The organism is Tardibacter chloracetimidivorans, assembly GCF_001890385.1.
GTDB classification, from domain to species: domain Bacteria; phylum Pseudomonadota; class Alphaproteobacteria; order Sphingomonadales; family Sphingomonadaceae; genus Tardibacter; species Tardibacter chloracetimidivorans.
Window position 1 is genome coordinate 2,077,202 of the sequence record NZ_CP018221.1, and the last position, 17,213, is coordinate 2,094,414.

Genomic DNA, 17,213 nt, shown 5'->3' on the forward strand with positions numbered 1-17,213 from the left:
ACCGCTGATTTCAGCCCGCGCATATCGCTCCACAAAAAGCTCCCTGTTACGCGAACGCATGAGGTTGCGCTTCACGCAGGCCAGCCTGGACGAGGTTTGGCAATACAGTGTCGCGGAAATAGGGGAAATCATCATTATAGTCGAAGAAGCTGAATGTGCTGCCGCTGAAGCCGGCGCGATGGATCTCGATCAGACCTTCGGTAACCTGTTCCGGGGTGCCGATCAGGGGATAAGCTCCGTGCCCCATCGCCATTCTGTCACGGATAAGCGCCAAGGCGTCGTGCGGAATCGACTGCGCATGAGCAAACTGCAGGCGTATGAGCTGGTCGACCGCTTCGTTGTCGACCATATCACCCATGAATTGCGCGGCGTAGTCTCGCGCCTCCTTCTCTGTCGGCCGGCAAACAATATGACAGCCTGTTAGCACATCGATCGTCCGCCCGGCCTGGGAAGCCAGTTGTTTCAGGTCCGAGACCTCTCGCGCCGAGCGCGCGAGTTCGATTACGGGTGTGAACAACATGTCGGCATTGCGGAGGGCGAACTCACGACCCTGGCTGGACCCTGCGGCGTTGATGATAAGTGGCCGGCCATGGACGGGCCTGGGATCGCAGTAGGCCCCCTCAAGCTGGAAGAACTTTCCGTTATAATCAAAGGGCTTGGAGCTGCTCCAGAGTCTCTCGACGATCTCGAACCATTCCTGGGCGTAGGCGTAGCGGGTCTCGTGATCCTTGGGAAGCCGGAGACCGAGCGCTCTATATTCCGGGTCGTTCCAGCCCGCGACGATATTGAGCCCGGCACGTCCGCGACCGATTTCGTCAATGGTCGCAATTTGTCTGGCAAGAACGAGGGGGTGTGTCGCCACCGTATGCATGGTCGCAACGATGCTGATGTTCCTGGTGACGGCCAGCAAGCCGGCGGACCATGTCATCGTCTCGAGAACCCGGCCGTGGAAGTTCGTCTCCCCTCCGAAGCCAAGCCAGCGCGCGATCGGCAGCATGAAATCGATGCCCGCTTCATCAAGCATTCTGGCCAGGCGCAGATTATCTTCCCAGCTACCGGACCAGCGATCCGGGTGCTTCGTAATCGTCAGCCCGCTCGCGCAATTGGAAGCGAAGGTGCCGAGCTTGAAGGCATTCCCTTGGTGCATTACTCTCGTAGCCTCGTTTATCAGCCTGTTCTTACGGACGCCCGTCGATTTTCCTGCTCCGGCGGTGAAACGGAGCGGGAGCACACGCGCAGGCTTTTGCAGCCGTTCGTGGCGGCCGGGGCACCTTTATCCGGCAGGCCTCGACCGGAGAGCCAGCCGGACCTCTGCGGCGGTCGCGGTCGGGCGCTGTATCTTTGCAGCAGCCGCTTCGACGAGCTGGACATTGGTATTGCGATTGAAGAGCGGTGCGTCTTCGAGTCCGACTCTTATGTGAATCCCGGCGTCGACGGCGTCAGCCATAAGCTCCGACACATCGACGTCCAGTCCGGCGATCATGACCGGCGCGCCTGGCACCTCCGACTGCAGGAGTGTCCGATAGGCATCAAGCGCGTAGCGCTTCGGCGGGAATCCGAATGACATTCCGTTGGAAAACATCAATCTGTATATTGGCTGGGGCACTTCCCGATGCACAGCCTGTAGCGCCGCACCAAGCCGGATGAAGCCGGGTTCATAGCATGCGAAGGACGGGTGGAAGCCGAATTCCGTCGCCAGATCAAGGCCGCGCTTCATCCCACGCTCGTCGTTGATATAGATCGAGCCGATCTTTCCGGAGGCGATATCGCTGAACCGACTTAGATTCAGCGAACCCGTGTCGAGTGAGGCCCATTCGAGGAGGCCCTGACGTGCAAGCGCCTCCACGAAAACATAACGATCGTCGCCCTCAAAGGCGATCGTCGGGTAAACGATCGCGTCTACCTCCGATCGTATGCCTTCAATTACTGCGGCGTAGATGCCAGGGTCATCGCTCGGAACGCCGTTGTCGTCATAAGCATGGAAATGCACGATCGCTGCGCCCGCGCGCGCGCAGCTTATACCCTCCGAGATGAGATCGTCGACCCGGACCGGAATCAAGGGTTGGCGTTCCCTGCCCCAACCGCCGTTGAGCGCCACTTCGAGCCAAATCCTGTCTTGTCCGGTCATCGGCGCTCCTCGGTGAACAAACCGCCCATTCTTAGCCGCATAGTGGCGGGGTGCGCGCTACCGCGCCGCCAAGAACTTCTGGGTTGCGTCGAACGCCGTCTCGATCTCGCGATGTCGTGCTTCGATCCATTCCCGAACGTCCATATGGGTAAAGATGTAGGCCTCGTTGCCGATGATCGCGTGCACGACGCGCTCGCCGACCATGTCAGGGTCGACGCCCGTGGTCCGAAGCATTTGATCGACCTGGGGATCCAGACTTCCCCGTGTCGGACCGCCGTAGCGCTCCGGTCGATTCCGGTCCGACGTGCCGATATTGGTGGATACCGCCGAAGGTGCGAGGACGGACACGCCGATACCGAGATGCTCAAGATCGAGCCGGAGTCCCTCGGACAATGCCGTTACGGCGTATTTCGTCGCAGCGTACAGCCCCTGATGCCAATGCTCGCTCTTTCGGACCTGAAACCCACCGATCGAGCCCGTGTTGACAACATGACCGCCATTTCCCGCTTCAACCACAATCGGGACAAACGCCTTTATGCCGTTCAGCACGCCATGGATGTTGACGTTGATACACCAGTCGATGGCTTCGTCAGGTATCTCGTGCAGAGGTTTCGAATTGTAGACGACACCAGCATTATTCACGACGATGTCAAGTCGGCCGAACACGCTCCGGATCTGGTCTGCAGCGCTGTACATCGCCTTGCGGTCGGATACGTCAACGAGCAGGGGCATGACGTGCGCGCCATCTGCAGAAAGCTTCGCCGCGGCGGCTTCGAGTGTGGTGGCCTCTACGTCGATCATGACGACTGCCACGCCCCGCTTTACAAGCGAACTGGCGATCCCAAGCCCAATGCCCGATGCGGCACCTGTGACGACAGCGACTCTGTCCCTGAAATCTTTCATCATCCTCTCCACGTTCCCGAATTGACTGAAGGGCGAGGAGCAGTGGCCGATGCTACAACCTTGCCGATCAAGTGCTCGTGATGGAAAAGGGCGAACAGTTGCGCTGTCCGCCCTCCCCCCGATTATGCAAGCGTCAAGTCAATAGCGGTAACTGAGCCCCAGGCCATAAGTTGCCCCCATGCCCGGTGCGCGATGGATCGCATCGGTCTCCACGCCGACATTGACCCAATACCACTTGTTCGTGATGTTCCGGCCATATGCCTGCACGCGCCAGACACCATCCTCGCTCTCGAACCCGGCGCGAACGTCGAACAAGCTGTAGCCCGGCATTCTGAAGTCGGGCAGCCCGCCGAAGAACGAACTCGTCTTTGTCCGGAAGGTTGCCGAGCCTCCAAAGAAAGCATTGAGCTGGCCTGTCATCGGGAAGCTGTATTCCGCGTCGACGAGGCCATTCCACTTGGGCGTGTTCGGGAAGCTCTCGCCGACATATGAAGCAGCTTGACCGAACGAATCGAGCGGTAGGGCCGGGTCGTTCTTTACCTTCGAGTCGATATAGGTCACGCCTGCGATTACGCGCAATCCATCGACGGGCTGAGCCGTGATCTCGAGTTCTGCGCCCACCACCCGCGACTTGGGAATATTAACCAGTTGCGGAAGGGGACCAAAGGCCGTGTTGGCCCAGCCGATGAGCTGCTTATCGCGATAATCATAATAGAATGCGGCGCCTGAGAACGGCGGAGCAATATTCGACCACGGTAGCGGCGGGATAGTCCTGCTGCGGGCGGCGTAAAAGTCGTCCACCTTGAAGCCTTTCTGCCGAGTCAGGGAGGTGTGGGGATCTACAGCGTGGAACTTTATCTTCAGGTCCGTCTGGCTTGCGCGGATGGCATGAGCCAACGGGCGGCGGCGAAGCGTTTCAATGTGTCGCGCGATACGGTACGCAAGATGCTGTCGTTTTCATCGCCGCCGGGTTACCGGCGCCAGTCCGTACCGCAGCGCCCGAAGCTGGACGGGTTTGTGGCGATCATTGATGGATGGCTTGAGGGTGACCGCAGTGTCCCGCGCAAGCAACGCCATACGGCGAAGCGGGTATTCGACCGTTTGCGCACCGAGCATGGTTTCACCGGCGGCTATACGATCATCAAGGATTACATCCGGGAGCGCGAACAGCGCAGCCGGGAGATGTTCGTGCCGCTGGCGCACCCTGCGGGAGATGCGCAGGCCGATTTCGGGGAAGCGCTGGTGGAGATCGGCGGGGTGGAGCAGAAGGCCTACTTCTTCGCGCTCGATCTGCCGCACAGTGATGCCTGCTATGTGCGGGCCTATCCGGCGGCGGTGGCGGAGGCCTGGGTGGACGGACACGTGCATGCCTTCGCGTTTTTCGGCGCGGTACCGCGCTCGATCGTCTATGACAACGATCGCTGCCTTGTGGCGAAGATCCTGCCCGACGGCACGCGGCAGCGTGCCACGCTGTTCAGCGCTTTCCTGTCACATTACGTGATCCGCGACCGCTATGCTCGCCCGGGCAAGGGGAACGAGAAAGGCAATGTGGAGGGGCTGGTAGGCTATTGCCGGCGCAACTTCATGGTGCCGATCCCGAAGTTCCCGACCTGGGAGGCGTTCAACCTGTGGCTGGAGGAGCAATGCCGCAAGCGCCAGCAGGACAAGGTGCGCGGGCAGAGCGAGACGATCGGTGAGCGCTTGGAACGCGATCTCGCGGCCATGCAGCCTCTGCCCGCTACACCCTTCGAGGCCTGCGATCAGAAAGGCGGGCGGGTCTCCTCGCAATCCCTGGTGCGCTACAGGACCAACGATTATTCGGTTCCGGTGGCCTGGGGCCATCAGGAGGTCTGGATCAGGGCCTATGTCGATGAGGTGGTGATCGGCTGCCGCAGCGAAGTCATCGCCCGTCATCCTCGTTGCTATGCCCGCGAGGAGGTTGTCTTCGACCCGCTCCATTATCTCCCGCTGATCGAGCAGAAGATCAACGCATTCGACCAGGCTGCGCCTTTGCAGGGCTGGGACCTGCCCGAAGCGTTCACGACACTGCAGCGGTTGATGGAAGGGCGCATGCACAAACATGGCAAGCGCGAATATGTGCAGGTACTGCGCCTGCTGGAAACGTTCACCCTCGCCGATCTCCAGGCGGCGGTCGAACAGGCCATCGATCTTGGCGCCATCGGCTTCGATGCCGTCAAGCACCTCGTCCTGTGCCGGATCGAACGCGTACCGCCCAGGCTGGACCTGGACGTCTATCCCTTCCTGCCACGCACCACGGTCGAGAAGACCTTTGCCAGAGCCTATCTGAGCCTGCTCTCCGACCGGCAGGAGGCCGCATGAGCGATCAGGCCCCGGAGATCCTTCTCGCTCACCATCTCAAGGCGCTCAAGCTGCCTACGTGCCTGCGTGAGCATCACAAGCTCGCGCGGCAATGTGCCGCTGAAGGCGTCGATCATATCCGCTTCCTCGCCCGCCTCGTCGAGATGGAAATGATCGACAGGGAGCGTCGCATGGTCGAGCGGCGCATCAAGGCCGCGCGCTTCCCCGCCGTCAAAAGCCTCGACAGCTTCGACTTCGCCGCCATCCCCAGGCTCAACAAGATGCAGGTGCTCGAGATGGCGCGCTGCGAGTGGATCGAGCGGCGTGAGAACGCCATCGCTCTGGGGCCATCAGGCACCGGAAAGACGCACGTAGCGTTGGGGCTCGGACTGGCAGCATGCCAGAAAGGACTGTCGGTGGGCTTCACCACCGCGGCAGCGCTGGTCAGCGAAATGATGGAGGCCCGCGACGAGCGCCGTCTTCTGCGCTTCCAGAAGCAGATGGCCGGATACAAGCTGCTCATCATCGACGAACTGGGCTTTGTGCCGCTCTCCAAGACCGGCGCCGAACTGTTGTTCGAGCTGATCTCCCAGCGTTACGAACGCGGCTCCACCTTCATCACCAGCAACCTGCCCTTCGACGAATGGACCGAAACCTTCGGATCTGAGCGTCTCACAGGCGCGCTCCTCGATCGCCTGACCCATCACGTCAGCATCCTCGAGATGAACGGCGAAAGCTATCGCCTCGCGCACAGCCGGGCCCGCAAGGCCAAAACCAGACCCTGAAAATTACACCAATGCCGGGGGGAGTGGCCCTCGGGCTACGCCCTCACGCCACTCCCCCCGGCATGTAACACGATGGCCTGGTTTTACGCCGCCGAATGGCCGACTTTTGCTCCGCCGTTGACACGCCGGCTTGAACCCCCCGAGAAAACCGGCATCGCGCAGCGCCCGTATACTCTCGACCGGGACCACGCGCGCGTCTTCGCATGCTTCAGCCCTTGACGCGATCTCGCCCAGGAGCGCTCGCACGTTCTGCAGCATCGCCGACGATGATGCCTCTTCCCTCACGCCATAATCTGCCATGACACCCCTGACTCAATTTGTGTATAGATCAAACCCAGAAAAACCGAGACCCAACCGATACCGTGACTTCGTTACGACCATCGATTTTAGCTGCATCTTCCCAGATATATTATTTAACGTCTTGTTAGGTACAATATATCAACCATCGAGTACTAGGCACTATTCCGCTCCATTATTCGAGGCATGTGCCCGAATGCGGGCGTTACGCGGCGCTCGAAAAAGCGCCAGGACCCATCCGGCTGCTTGACGAGCGTATCCGTATAGTCAAGGATACTGATGGGGTGAGCACTCGCCTCTGGATCTCCATCGGTTGCATAGAGCGAAAGTATAGATTGGCTCACGGCCTTATCATGGCCCTCGAACCTCACCCAGACATTCGTGAATACATGCCGGGACTTGCGAGTGCCGGGCCGCCGGCGCCGCTCGTAGAAATCCTCGATCTCATCGATGCCTTCGCACCAGAAGCCCTCATATCCGTAACGGCCAGCAGGCACAAAAAGGCCCGGGACCCCATGCCCGTCTCTATGGTCGATCAGCCACGCAAAATAGGCGTTCAAGTCCATGATAGCGGCCCGGTCAGCCAGCCTTGGATCGGGCTGAGTCATGCGTATTCCTCTCTGTTTTTTGTTTATGCAGGAAGCAACTACACCCTCAATTGGTGTCCACCCCAAGCGAAACGGCCTATATGTCGGGTCATATTGCTGGAGCCTTGGAAAGGGCGGTTGTGGAGGGAAAAATGGATAGCCAGAACCGCCAATGGCGGCTTGTTCGCAGACCCGAGGGATTGTTGCGGGTTGAAGATGTTGAACTGACACCTGGAGACGAGGACAGGCGTCCGCTGCAGCCCGGGCAAGTGCGCGTACGCAATTTGCTCTTTCTGTACGCGCCGACCATGCGAAACTGGATGTCTGCCCGCAGCGACAGTTTGCATGAGATCATTCCGCTGGGATCTCCCGTGAAGACGCTCGCTGCAGGGCGGATCGTTGAGTCACTCGATCCACGCTATCCCGTCGGTTCGCGTATTACAGCCATGAGCTGCTGGAGCGAGTATGACATCATCGACACGGTGTCGGCGCCGCAGATCATTGCCGATGGCATAAGTGCTGTGGAGGCCCTTGGCCCATTTGGGTTGAATAGTCTGACCGCCTATTTCGGGCTGATGCGGATCGGCCGACCTTGTCCCGGAGACGTCCTGGTCGTGTCCGGCGCCGCCGGTTCGACGGGGTCGGTCGCGGCCCAGATCGGCCGCATCCAGGGGTGCAGGGTGATCGGCATCGCCGGCGGCGCGGAGAAGTGCGCATGGCTTCGTGATCAGTGCAGGCTCGATGACGTCATCGATTATCGTTCGCAAGACGTAAGTTCTGCTCTTCGGGCACTCTGTCCAACCGGAGTCGACATCTTCTTCGATAATGTCGGAGGAGATGTGCTCCAGGCTGCCGTAGATAATATGGCGAAGTTTGGTCGCATCGTTCTTTGCGGGCAAATTGCGGGATACAATGATCAGGATGTCATTCCCGCTTTCACCAATATGATGCGGGTCATATATGGCAGTGTCAGGCTACAGGGCTTCCTGTTTGGTGATTACAAGAGCGCGGTGCCGGAAGCGCTGGCTGATATAATCCCCTGGATACGCTCTGGAGCTATCGTCGCTCGCCAAGACATACGGGTTGGATTCGAGAACCTCCCGTTGCATTTCAACGCACTGTTTGACGGCACGAACCAGGGAACTCTGCTTGGGCTGATCGATGAGGACGCCCATGCACTGCATTGAGGCAATGGACACCGTCTCCGCCTGGATCAGAACAACCTTGCCGAAAGCTCACAGCTAGAGCGGCGTGCGTTAAATCTGAACCACCTGCGCCGCTCTAGACGAGAAGAGCGCCGTTCTGCTCAATCCAGGCGCGCAACGTCTTGGGCTTTCGACCAAGGATACGTTCGAGAATGTCGGATCTGTGAAAGGCGAACTGAAACTTCTGCTCAAATGCATAATATTGTTTGTAATACTCGTCGGCGTCTTTCCCAAATAGGCCGACATAGCGAGCGCCCAGCACCTCATCCCAAAATGCCACAGAGTCACTATACTCCACACGTTCTTGCAGAACATCACTGATCATTTCGGCAATTTCGGAAAATAAAACGTAATCATTACCATTGTTCAAATGGTAGAGCTGTTGAAGGTGGCCGTCGCCTTCAGTCATGATTATTCGCGCCGCTGCTTCCCCAAGATCGCCCGGGTCGATCCACGTTGTATGTCGATTGAAAGGCATGGCAAGCGTGCGCCTGGATTTTATCGGCCCGCTCCAGCGAACGAGGTCATCCATCAAGTAGGATGCGATATTCAGATATGTCACCGGAAGGTCGCTCTGCTCCAGGACCTCCTTAGCCTGAAGGTGCTGAATCGCTGTGCCACGTCCGAAGGCGCGAACGATATCAGGCACCTTATTGAAGGACATATTGGGCGGATCGCCCAGAATGCGTACGATCTGCCGAAAATCCGGAACGCGCTTCACAGCTTCTATCAGATTGCTCATCGCGACCGGCTCGTCGATAAAATCCGGTGTGATGACAAATACTGTCCGCACGCCCTTGAGGGCGTCATTCAGGCTGTCGAGGTCGAGATAGTCCGCGACCACGGTTTCGCAGTCGGGGAAGCTCGCCTTGAGCTGATCAAGTTTCGCGGCGCTGCTGGTCGCGAGTCTCAACCTCTCGCGCCAACCCTTGTATCGCATGAAGCGGGCGACAGGGCCGCCAATGTGGCCGCTGGCCCCGAAAATCAGTACTTTGCCTGCGGACGTCGTCATCACTATCTCCCGGATTACCTCAGCCCGGCGTCTTGGCGCGGGAGCCCCATCTGGATGCCCAGCGAGCGATCACCTCAGCGTTGCGCGTGCGCGAGGGCACGGTTCCGTCCATCACGTCATTGACGTTCGTCGCCGCAATACGAGGTATGGCCTCGTACATCTCGCGCGTGTGACCGACGATGTGATCGGTCAAGATGGTGTTGGAGAGGTCGCGGAGCGGGTTGTCGGGACCGAGTGGCTCCTCGCTGAAAACGTCCAGGGCCGCACGCGAAATCCGCCCCTCCTGGATCTGACGGCACAGTTCCGCTTCATCAACCAGTTCACCCCGGGCGGTATTGATGAAAATGCATCCTGGCTTGAGCTTGCGCAGTCGCTCGGCGTCCAGCAGATTTTTGCTTTCGGGCGTGAGGCTTGTCATCATGATGACGACGTCGCTCTCCTCGAGAAGTTGGTCGAGCCCCACAAAAGCAACACCCTGGCTGCTCTTGTCGGGCGCGCGTGTCGAGACGACGATCCGGGCATCCCACCCTGCCAACCTGCGGATGATCGCCCGGGAAATGTTGCCATAGCCTATGATTCCGATCGTCTTGCCCTTGACCATCCGCGCCGACATGGGACCGCGCGGTCGCGGTCGCATCTCGCGGAGCTGATTTTCCGCGGATCTGAGATCATACAGCGAGACGAGCATGAGCATGATCGTTGCTTCCGCCATGCTCTCGAAATTTTCGGACGCCTCACCGTTGGCGACCAAGACGCCGCGCGCGGTAGCGGCTTCGACATCTATCCAGTCATAGCCGATGATGGGCGAAATGACCGCGCGCGCATTGGGGAGCGCCGCCAACTCATCCTCGCCCACGGGCGTCACCACAGATATGAGCGCCTCAACATCACGTAGCACATCCGGCGCCTGTTCCAGGATTGGCTGGTGCGTAACTGTCGCCCTGTAGCCGGAACTGACGACAGCACTGGCCATTTCGCCAAGCAAATCACCGATAGACTCCGGCCCGGCGATCAACACCAACGCGGGCATTCGTTTCTCCTTCATAACTACAGGCAACCTCAACGGCCGTCGGGGCCCTGCCACGACCGGGCAGTCTTGCGAGCGACCGCCAGTGCCGCAAGCGATATCAAACCGGACAAGATCGCAGTCCACACGAGGGCATTGGTGTATCCGCCACTGACGTTTTCCTTGAGGAACCCGACGAGAGGTGGCCCGATGCTCAATGCCAGGCCCGACCCTATGAAGGTCGTGCAGGCAACAAGCGTCGCTCGCACTCCCTCCGGCGCGATGAACTGCATGCTGACAATAACGGTGCTGTAGACTCCGAACAGCAGAATCGAGCCCACGAGATATCCGGACAGCAGGATCCAAGCGGACGATTGAAGCGGCGAAGCAATGAAAATCGCGGTGCCGATGACTACAGCAGCAGTGCAAACAAGCAGCAAGGCTTCAACGAAGGGCCGACCTCTCTGCCGATTCACCAACGCAGGCAAGAGAATCGAGCCGACGACGGGCCCGACCGCTGCGACGACGCCAAACCAGGCCCCGGCGCTGCTCAGCGACAGGCCATATTCGGTCATCAAGGTCTCGGGCGCCCAGGCCGCATAGCCCGCCGCAAGGATCATCGGCGCACCCGCTCCGATAACGAGCGGGAGGATGAACGGAACCATACTCTTCAGGTCAGCGGTTGCGGGCTTGCCCCCGATGATTGCAACTTCCCGGCGACGTAACGGTTCGACGACGGTCGTTGCAAAAAGGATACCGAAGACGATTGTTGGCAATGAAACCACGATCAACGTGATCCGCCAGGTCTCGAGACCGTGACCTCCACCTCCCGCAACGAAGCTGTCGATCGCCTGTATGAGCACCCCTCCTCCCATGTAAGTGACGGCCGTTCCCAGAAAAGGTGCGGCTGCAACTACGCTGGCAGCCAACGACCGCCGTTCTCGAGGAAAGAGATCTGAGACGAGCGAATGCGCCGCAGGAAAAATCGTTGCCTCACCAATCGCCAGACCCGCGCGAAGCAGAAGGAGCTGTTCATAGCTCTGGGCGAAGCCCGAAGCTGCGGTGCATCCGGCCCACAGAATCGCTCCACAAAAAACCAGGCGCTTTCGATTTTTCGTATCGGCGAGCCGCGCGGCAGGAAAACCGAGAAGTCCGTACAATATCGCAAATGACGTGCCGAATAGAAGCCCAAACTGGACATCGCTGATCTGGAACGTATCGCGAAGCGGCTGCACCAGGAGCGAGAGGATTATTCGGTCCATCAAGGACATGATAAGCAAAAAAACCAGGAGGGTCAGGGTCCACCAAGGTCGCCTCACCTCAGACGTCGCACTTAACTCCATCTAGGCGTCTCCAACATGAAAAAAGGTCTGCAAACGCCTGTAGGGACCAAGAATTCCGGCTCCAAAGATCAAGGAACCTCAGTTCGCGTAGTCGGGAAACTGCCTATCCGCGATCCTTGTCAGTGCTTCCCAGTCGAGAAGCCCGTCCGAACGGTCAAACGCCGTCTGCATTTCCTTGACGGCCGTAGGTGACATATATGTGAGAGGCCGCCCGCCGGCCAAAGCCTGAATTTGAACCTCGCATGCCTGCTGAAGCACGTGCATGTACTGAAACGTACGTGGGATATTCGGCCCCGCGGTGAGCAAGCCGTGATTGCGCAGGATCAAAAAATTGAATTCACCCAGGTTCGCGACCAGCCGTTCCCGCTCATCCATCCTGAGGACGATGCCTTCGTAAGCATGATATCCGATCCGATCGATGAACAGCGCGGCAGGCTGGCTGATCGCCAGAAGCCCCTCGGTCTGGGCAGCAACCGCGAGACCCGCACGGGTATGCGTGTGCAGAACACACTCAACATCCGGTCGGGCCTCATGGATAGCCCCATGAATGATGAAGCCCGCCTTGTTGATGCCCAGCCCCGTAGGGTCATCAACAATGTTGCCCTCCAGATCGACCTTGACAAGGCTGGACGCCGTTACCTCATCGTACAGCAGGCCAAACGGGTTGAGCAGCACATGCTCCTCTTTGCCAGGAACGCGGCAGGAGATGTGATTGTAAATGCCATCCGTCAGCCCGAAATGGGCTACCAACCGGTAGCATTTCGCCAGTTCGACTCGCGTCCGCCACTCGTCTTCGGACACGCGGTCCTTGACCTGCGGGCTAGCCGCTCCGGAACCGCCCATCGCAAATACGGATGCCGCCGTCATATTCTGGCTCCTTACGTGCTGCTCAACTCAAACTTAGCGCTTCAACGTCAGTTGCAGGGCGAACGTCGCGGGCGTCTGGATATTGCCATAGAATGGACCTGCCGCGAGCAGGGGTGTCGTCGCGCTCAGTATCACCTTCTGATTGGTAAGGTTTTTCCCAACCAGTGCCATTTCCCAGTTATCGTCCTGGGCGCCGACGGCGACAATGAGGTCAACCAGGGCATAAGGTTCCCGGTCCGGCGCTCCCACCGACGGCAACTGGCTGAGCTGGCGGGAACTGAAATCAACCTTGGGGTTGATCCTTAGGTCAACGCTGTCCGACAAGTCAGCCCTGTATTCGATCGACGCGTTGCCAGTCCATTCCGGGGCGCGCTGTACACGCGTTCCCTTCGGGGCCCCTGGAAATGCCTCAAGTATTCTGGCGTCTGCATAGACCACGCCGCCCCGGATTGTGAGATCGGGTAGTGGCCGCCAATTGAGGCTGGTGTCGAAGCCCCGAGACCGAACTTTCGCGTTTGCGATGGCGTTTCCGGTGGCAAGACTGACATTGTACTGAAAATCCTTGACGGTCGTATTGTAGAGCGCGAAATCCCACCCCAGCGTGCTAATAAGACGCGACTTCCAACCGACCTCGAACGTGGTTGCTTCTTCTCCCTCGAACTCGATGAGGGCGGGGTTGGATGCCAGGGTCTGGAATCCGCCACTCTTGCTTCCACGAGCCACAGACGCATAGAGCACATTCCGGCTGTCGAAATAATATTGCCCAGTAAGCGACCAATCGAAACTTCCTTCCTTACGGGACGGTGTCAGCTCCGCGAACGGGCCGAAGATCTGGCTAACAAATCCCGGGCGAAGCGTGTCCCGGAATATGCGCGCGTCTTTCTTCTCCTTCGTGTAACGGCCGCCAGCCGTAAGCTTGATCTGCTCAGTCAAGTTCGCATTGACCTGGGCAAACCCTGAATAGGACTTGACCGTTTGCTCGTAGAAGTGCCGGATGGAGCCGGTGCGCGGCCATGGATCCACCGCGTCGAGGATCTGATCTACGCCCCACTTGTTCCAGAGATAATAGGCGCCCACAACGTAGTTGATCGGCCCCTCGGTCGGTGAGGCAAGACGAAGTTCCTGCGAAAAGAGCTCGTTGGGCTCGGTCGCTTGAAAAGTCATCACGGTACCGGCGGTAAAGTCGAGATCGTGCAGACGCCGGGACTTCCAATTTACATAAGCGGTCTGGGAAGTAAGCGTGAAATCACCGATGTCGTAGTCCGCGATCAGCGTTACACGATCGCTTTTTTGGTTGTCGTAGGGAAAGCGCTCCGGGTAGTCATTATAGGAGAACAGCTTGCCAACCTCAAAGTCGGTCTGCCCAATGGAAGCAGCGAGCGCCTCGATGCTTACGTTGGTCCCGATCCCCGTGCCATCTTTAATGAGATGTTGTGTCTGGCCTCTCTCTTCATATTTATCATGCTGATAGATGAGCGTGGCGGACAAATTTTCCAGCGGTTCCCAAAGCGCCACAATTCGACCACCATAGACCGTACGGTCGGGCTCGTTGGTATTGCGCACCCGGTTACGCACATAGCGTCCGTCGTTGGTGTAGATGCCTGCGAAACGAACCTGCAGCGTGTCGCTTAGAGGGACGTCCACGCCACCCTCGATCCGACTGCTGTCGAACTTGAATTCGTGACCGAGCGACACGTCGAACCCGAGATCCTTTCCAGGTCGCCGGCTAACGAAACTGACCGCACCGAGCGTGGTGTTCTTACCAAGGACCGTCGACTGGGTTCCCTTGAGCACCTCGACCCGCTCTATGTCGAAGATCGGCGAAACCAGGTCGCGCGGATGCGCCGCGTAAACGCCGTCGATAAAGCTGGCCACCGATGCTTCGATCGAGAAAACAGCTGTGTTCGATCCCAACCCGCGGATCGTCGGCGATGCAGCGCCGCCAATCGCGTTATACAATTGGAAGCCAGGCACTAGCCCGTTCAGATCCAGGCCAGAGCCAAGTCGCCGGCTCGCAAGATCCTCAGCGGTAACGACATTGATGGTCGCGGGAACGTCAGTGACGGTTTCAGTCAGCTTGCGGGCCGTCACGATGATGTCATCGTCAGTCAGCACCCTCGAAGAGCTGGCGCTTCCGGCATCTTGAGCATGTGCCTGAGCGCAGATGGCAACGGCAACAGTCGCTGCGGAAAGTGAGACGGTTTTGATCGACGCCTTGATTCTCATATCCCTACCCCTTTGGTTAATGAGTTTCTTATCGGCCTATGCGCCCTCCGCTATGCGGACCTGCATCGCCAGTGCGCGCAACGGCGGTGTGTCACTATAAGGCGTTAACTCCCCCACCATCTCAATAGGGGCCTACCCCCATTACCCTAAAGGCGATTCCGCATTGGCCATCGACCCAGTGTCTCTCTCTGCGGATCGAGGCATCTTGGATTTGTAGCGGCGAGCGCCCAACCAAAATGGGCAGGCGACATCACCTATGTGGATGAGCGTGCTCAAACGCGGCGAGCGCCGGGCCTGAGCCCAGGGGTTGGCATCAGCCTCGCTTCGACGAGTAGATGTATTCACCCATTGGCTTGCGCGCAGTTGCTCACCTACAAAATGGGATGTCAATGCATGACCGATGCGCGAGATAGCCTTTGATGATGCATCTAATCCGCTAAAGAGAACAATATTTTTTCAGAGTTAGTTCGTTCTTTTGGGAAGATGTGACAGGCATCGCGTCGAAATACTCAGTTAGCAGGCAGATCTGAGCTGCGAAAAAGCCAAGACGGGTGAGGGTAAATAGATGCCATATCATCAGCCAAGAACATTCGAAGAGTACTGTGAAGAGCTCGAGACTGTCTTGCCAATAATAGAGGCGGAAGCTGAGACGAGTGAGCAGCTATGCTACCTCTCCGATCGCACGGTCGCCACACTGCAGGATGCAGGGCTTTACCGCATGCTTCTGCCGCGGGAACTCGCCGGGGCCGAACTCACTCATCTCGAGGCAATGAAAATTATCGAGCGCCTCGCCTGGGCCCATGGCTCCACGGGCTGGTGCGCAATGGTGAACAACTCGCTGGCGACGGCCATGGCGCTTTATGCCCCCGGTGACGCGGTCGGTGAAATTTTCGCGGAGAACCCCGATGTAATGGTCGCCGGAAACGGCATTCCGCGAGGGTTCGCGCGCCCTGTGGACGGTGGATACATGATCCGCGGCAACTGGGCCTATGGCAGCGGCATCCAGCATGCAGAATGGGTTCATTCGGGCTGCATCGTGCTCCGAGACGAGAAGATTTCCAAGCTGCCAAATGGCCAGACCGAAATCCTCATAGCCCATCACCCGCGCGATAGCGTCGAACTCAGGGGAAATTGGGACGTGCTTGGGCTCCGGGCCACCGGAAGTTTCGACTATGGGTTGAAAGACGCCGAAGAGCTGTTCGTTCCCGAAGGCATGTGCTATCGATCCGACAGCGTCGTTCCCTGCCGCGGCGGCATCCAGGGAAGCCTGGGGCTGGTCGGCATCGCTGCCTGGGCGCACAGTTCGTGGGCGCTCGGCGTCGGTCGCCGGATGCTTGACGAACTTGTGCTGTATGCGCGTGAGAAGGCCGACGTTTTCGGCAAGGTGTGCGATGCGCCGACCTTCCGTTTCCAGTTCGCGCAAGCCGAAGCAAAATTTCGGTCTGCGCGCTCCTTCCTGGTGGAAAGCTGGCAGAGCATTGCAGACGGCCTGGCGGCCGGTCAGCCCGCCACGGTTCGGCAAATCACCTCGGCCAAGCTGGGCATGCGCCATATTCACGATGTGGTCTCTGAGGTCGGGACATTTGCATACCGCACGGCGCGCGGGACGTCTCTCCATGACGGGTTGATGCAACGCGTCTATCGTGACATCCACTCGGGTACGCAGCATATCCATCTCGCCGATCAGGTGGTTCAAGAATGCGGTCGCGATTTGTTGGGTCTGGTCGGGCCGACCGCCAAGTGGGTGGCCTTCAACATCGTCGACTGAGTGGTCGTGCAGGAGGCCCCCTAGCGAGCCATCTGACACCGGCCTATATCAGGCGGGAGAAATTTCGCGCGGCGCATGGGTGAATGCCCCTATTGCAAGGGGAGGTGCCGGGTGGGATGCTAATTCGTTGTGATATCTGATTGTTGGAGACGATGGGCCCGATTGTTTACGTAGTAGATGACGACCAGGGGATCCTAACCTCTCTTGAGTGGCTCTTGAGCAGTGTCCAACTTGAGTGCGCCTGCTTCTCGGATGGCGCAGAGTTTCTGGACGCATTCGACAATAACCGACCGTCGTGCATCGTGCTGGATGTTCGCATGCCGGCGATGAGCGGTTTCGACGTTCTTGATCAGATCGTCGACCGGCGCCTCACAGCGCCAGTGATCTTCGTGACAGCCAATGGCAACATACCAATGGCTGTCAAGGCCATGCAGCAAGGCTGCTTCAACTTCATTGAAAAGCCTTACGATCCGCAGAAGATGCTCGACCTGGTGTTCAAGGCGCTGCGAATTGCCACATCGGAACTCGAACAGACGAGAGATTCTCATATGTTTGAGGCGCGGTTCGATCTGCTATCGAATCGCGAGAAAGAAATCCTTCGCGAGGTGGTGAAAGGAAAGCGTAGCAAAGTTATCGCATATGAATTTGGAATCAGTTGCAAGACAGTAGATGCTCACAGATCGAGCATAAGAGAGAAGTTTCAGTCAACATCTCTGACCTCACTCGTAAAAGAAGTTCTCAACTTCAAGCCTGAGTGGCGCCATTAG

At 58.5% G+C, this 17,213-nt stretch carries 15 protein-coding genes; 5 read left to right on the forward strand and 10 right to left on the reverse strand.

The genetic code is table 11. The features are described from left to right. Positions 1-46: 46 nt before the first annotated feature. From BSL82_RS10870 to BSL82_RS10885, 4 genes are all read right to left on the reverse strand, one after another. Positions 47-1,147 carry an LLM class flavin-dependent oxidoreductase gene (locus BSL82_RS10870; RefSeq protein ID WP_158010830.1) on the reverse strand — a complete coding sequence of 367 codons (1,101 nt, stop codon included), beginning with the start codon at positions 1,145-1,147 and terminating at the stop codon, positions 47-49. A gap of 126 nt (positions 1,148-1,273) precedes the next feature. Further along, positions 1,274-2,128 (reverse strand): beta-keto acid cleavage family enzyme, encoded by an 855-nt coding sequence (locus BSL82_RS10875; protein ID WP_072597546.1) that lies wholly within the window; start codon positions 2,126-2,128, stop codon positions 1,274-1,276. Between the two features lie 57 nt (positions 2,129-2,185). Further along, positions 2,186-3,031, reverse strand: a complete 846-nt coding sequence (locus BSL82_RS10880) for an SDR family oxidoreductase (RefSeq protein ID WP_072597547.1) — start codon at positions 3,029-3,031, stop codon at positions 2,186-2,188. Between the two features lie 138 nt (positions 3,032-3,169). Beyond that, positions 3,170-3,928 (reverse strand): TonB-dependent receptor domain-containing protein, encoded by a 759-nt coding sequence (locus tag BSL82_RS10885; RefSeq protein ID WP_162274397.1) that lies wholly within the window; start codon positions 3,926-3,928, stop codon positions 3,170-3,172. On the opposite strand from BSL82_RS10885, the gene istA reads away from it, so the two are divergent. Together istA and istB are read left to right on the forward strand one after the other, a co-directional pair. Continuing rightward, positions 3,878-5,371, forward strand: coding sequence for an IS21 family transposase (istA, locus tag BSL82_RS10890; protein WP_083579292.1), 1,494 nt, complete (start codon positions 3,878-3,880; stop codon positions 5,369-5,371). The two genes, BSL82_RS10885 and istA, sit on opposite strands and share 51 nt — an antisense overlap. Beyond that, positions 5,368-6,135 (forward strand): IS21-like element ISSsp5 family helper ATPase IstB, encoded by a 768-nt coding sequence (gene istB, locus BSL82_RS10895; RefSeq protein WP_007686288.1) that lies wholly within the window; start codon positions 5,368-5,370, stop codon positions 6,133-6,135. Before istA ends, istB begins: the two co-directional genes overlap by 4 nt. Before the next feature lie 452 nt (positions 6,136-6,587). On the opposite strand, the gene BSL82_RS10905 is transcribed toward istB, so the two are convergent. Continuing rightward, on the reverse strand, positions 6,588-7,040 hold the full coding sequence (locus tag BSL82_RS10905) for a nuclear transport factor 2 family protein (protein WP_072597550.1): 453 nt from the start codon (positions 7,038-7,040) through the stop codon (positions 6,588-6,590). A gap of 131 nt (positions 7,041-7,171) precedes the next feature. Here BSL82_RS10905 and BSL82_RS10910 point away from each other — a divergent pair, with 131 nt between their 5' ends. Beyond that, complete coding sequence (locus BSL82_RS10910; RefSeq protein WP_072597551.1) at positions 7,172-8,206, forward strand: NADP-dependent oxidoreductase; 1,035 nt, start codon at positions 7,172-7,174, stop codon at positions 8,204-8,206. Positions 8,207-8,300: 94 nt separating this feature from the next. Here the strand turns inward: BSL82_RS10910 and BSL82_RS10915 are convergent, their stop codons facing one another. The 5 genes from BSL82_RS10915 to BSL82_RS10935 all read right to left on the reverse strand — a co-directional run bounded on the left by BSL82_RS10915 (position 8,301) and on the right by BSL82_RS10935 (position 14,678). Then, complete coding sequence (locus BSL82_RS10915) at positions 8,301-9,236, reverse strand: SDR family oxidoreductase (RefSeq protein WP_072597552.1); 936 nt, start codon at positions 9,234-9,236, stop codon at positions 8,301-8,303. Between the two features lie 19 nt (positions 9,237-9,255). Continuing rightward, positions 9,256-10,266 carry an NAD(P)-dependent oxidoreductase gene (locus BSL82_RS10920; protein ID WP_072597553.1) on the reverse strand — a complete coding sequence of 337 codons (1,011 nt, stop codon included), beginning with the start codon at positions 10,264-10,266 and terminating at the stop codon, positions 9,256-9,258. Between the two features lie 29 nt (positions 10,267-10,295). Further along, positions 10,296-11,585, reverse strand: a complete 1,290-nt coding sequence (locus BSL82_RS10925; RefSeq protein ID WP_083579159.1) for an MFS transporter — start codon at positions 11,583-11,585, stop codon at positions 10,296-10,298. 78 nt (positions 11,586-11,663) lie between these two features. Continuing rightward, positions 11,664-12,452 carry a class II aldolase/adducin family protein gene (locus BSL82_RS10930; RefSeq protein ID WP_072597555.1) on the reverse strand — a complete coding sequence of 263 codons (789 nt, stop codon included), beginning with the start codon at positions 12,450-12,452 and terminating at the stop codon, positions 11,664-11,666. A 33-nt stretch (positions 12,453-12,485) separates the two neighbouring features. Next, a complete protein-coding gene (locus BSL82_RS10935) occupies positions 12,486-14,678 on the reverse strand; it encodes a TonB-dependent receptor (RefSeq protein ID WP_072597556.1) in 2,193 nt (730 codons plus the stop codon). Between the two features lie 565 nt (positions 14,679-15,243). Here BSL82_RS10935 and BSL82_RS10940 point away from each other — a divergent pair. Both BSL82_RS10940 and BSL82_RS10945 read left to right on the forward strand, forming a co-directional pair. Beyond that, positions 15,244-16,446 (forward strand): acyl-CoA dehydrogenase family protein, encoded by a 1,203-nt coding sequence (locus BSL82_RS10940; RefSeq protein ID WP_072597557.1) that lies wholly within the window; start codon positions 15,244-15,246, stop codon positions 16,444-16,446. A 152-nt stretch (positions 16,447-16,598) separates the two neighbouring features. Continuing rightward, positions 16,599-17,213 carry a response regulator transcription factor gene (locus BSL82_RS10945; RefSeq protein WP_226998434.1) on the forward strand — a complete coding sequence of 205 codons (615 nt, stop codon included), beginning with the start codon at positions 16,599-16,601 and terminating at the stop codon, positions 17,211-17,213.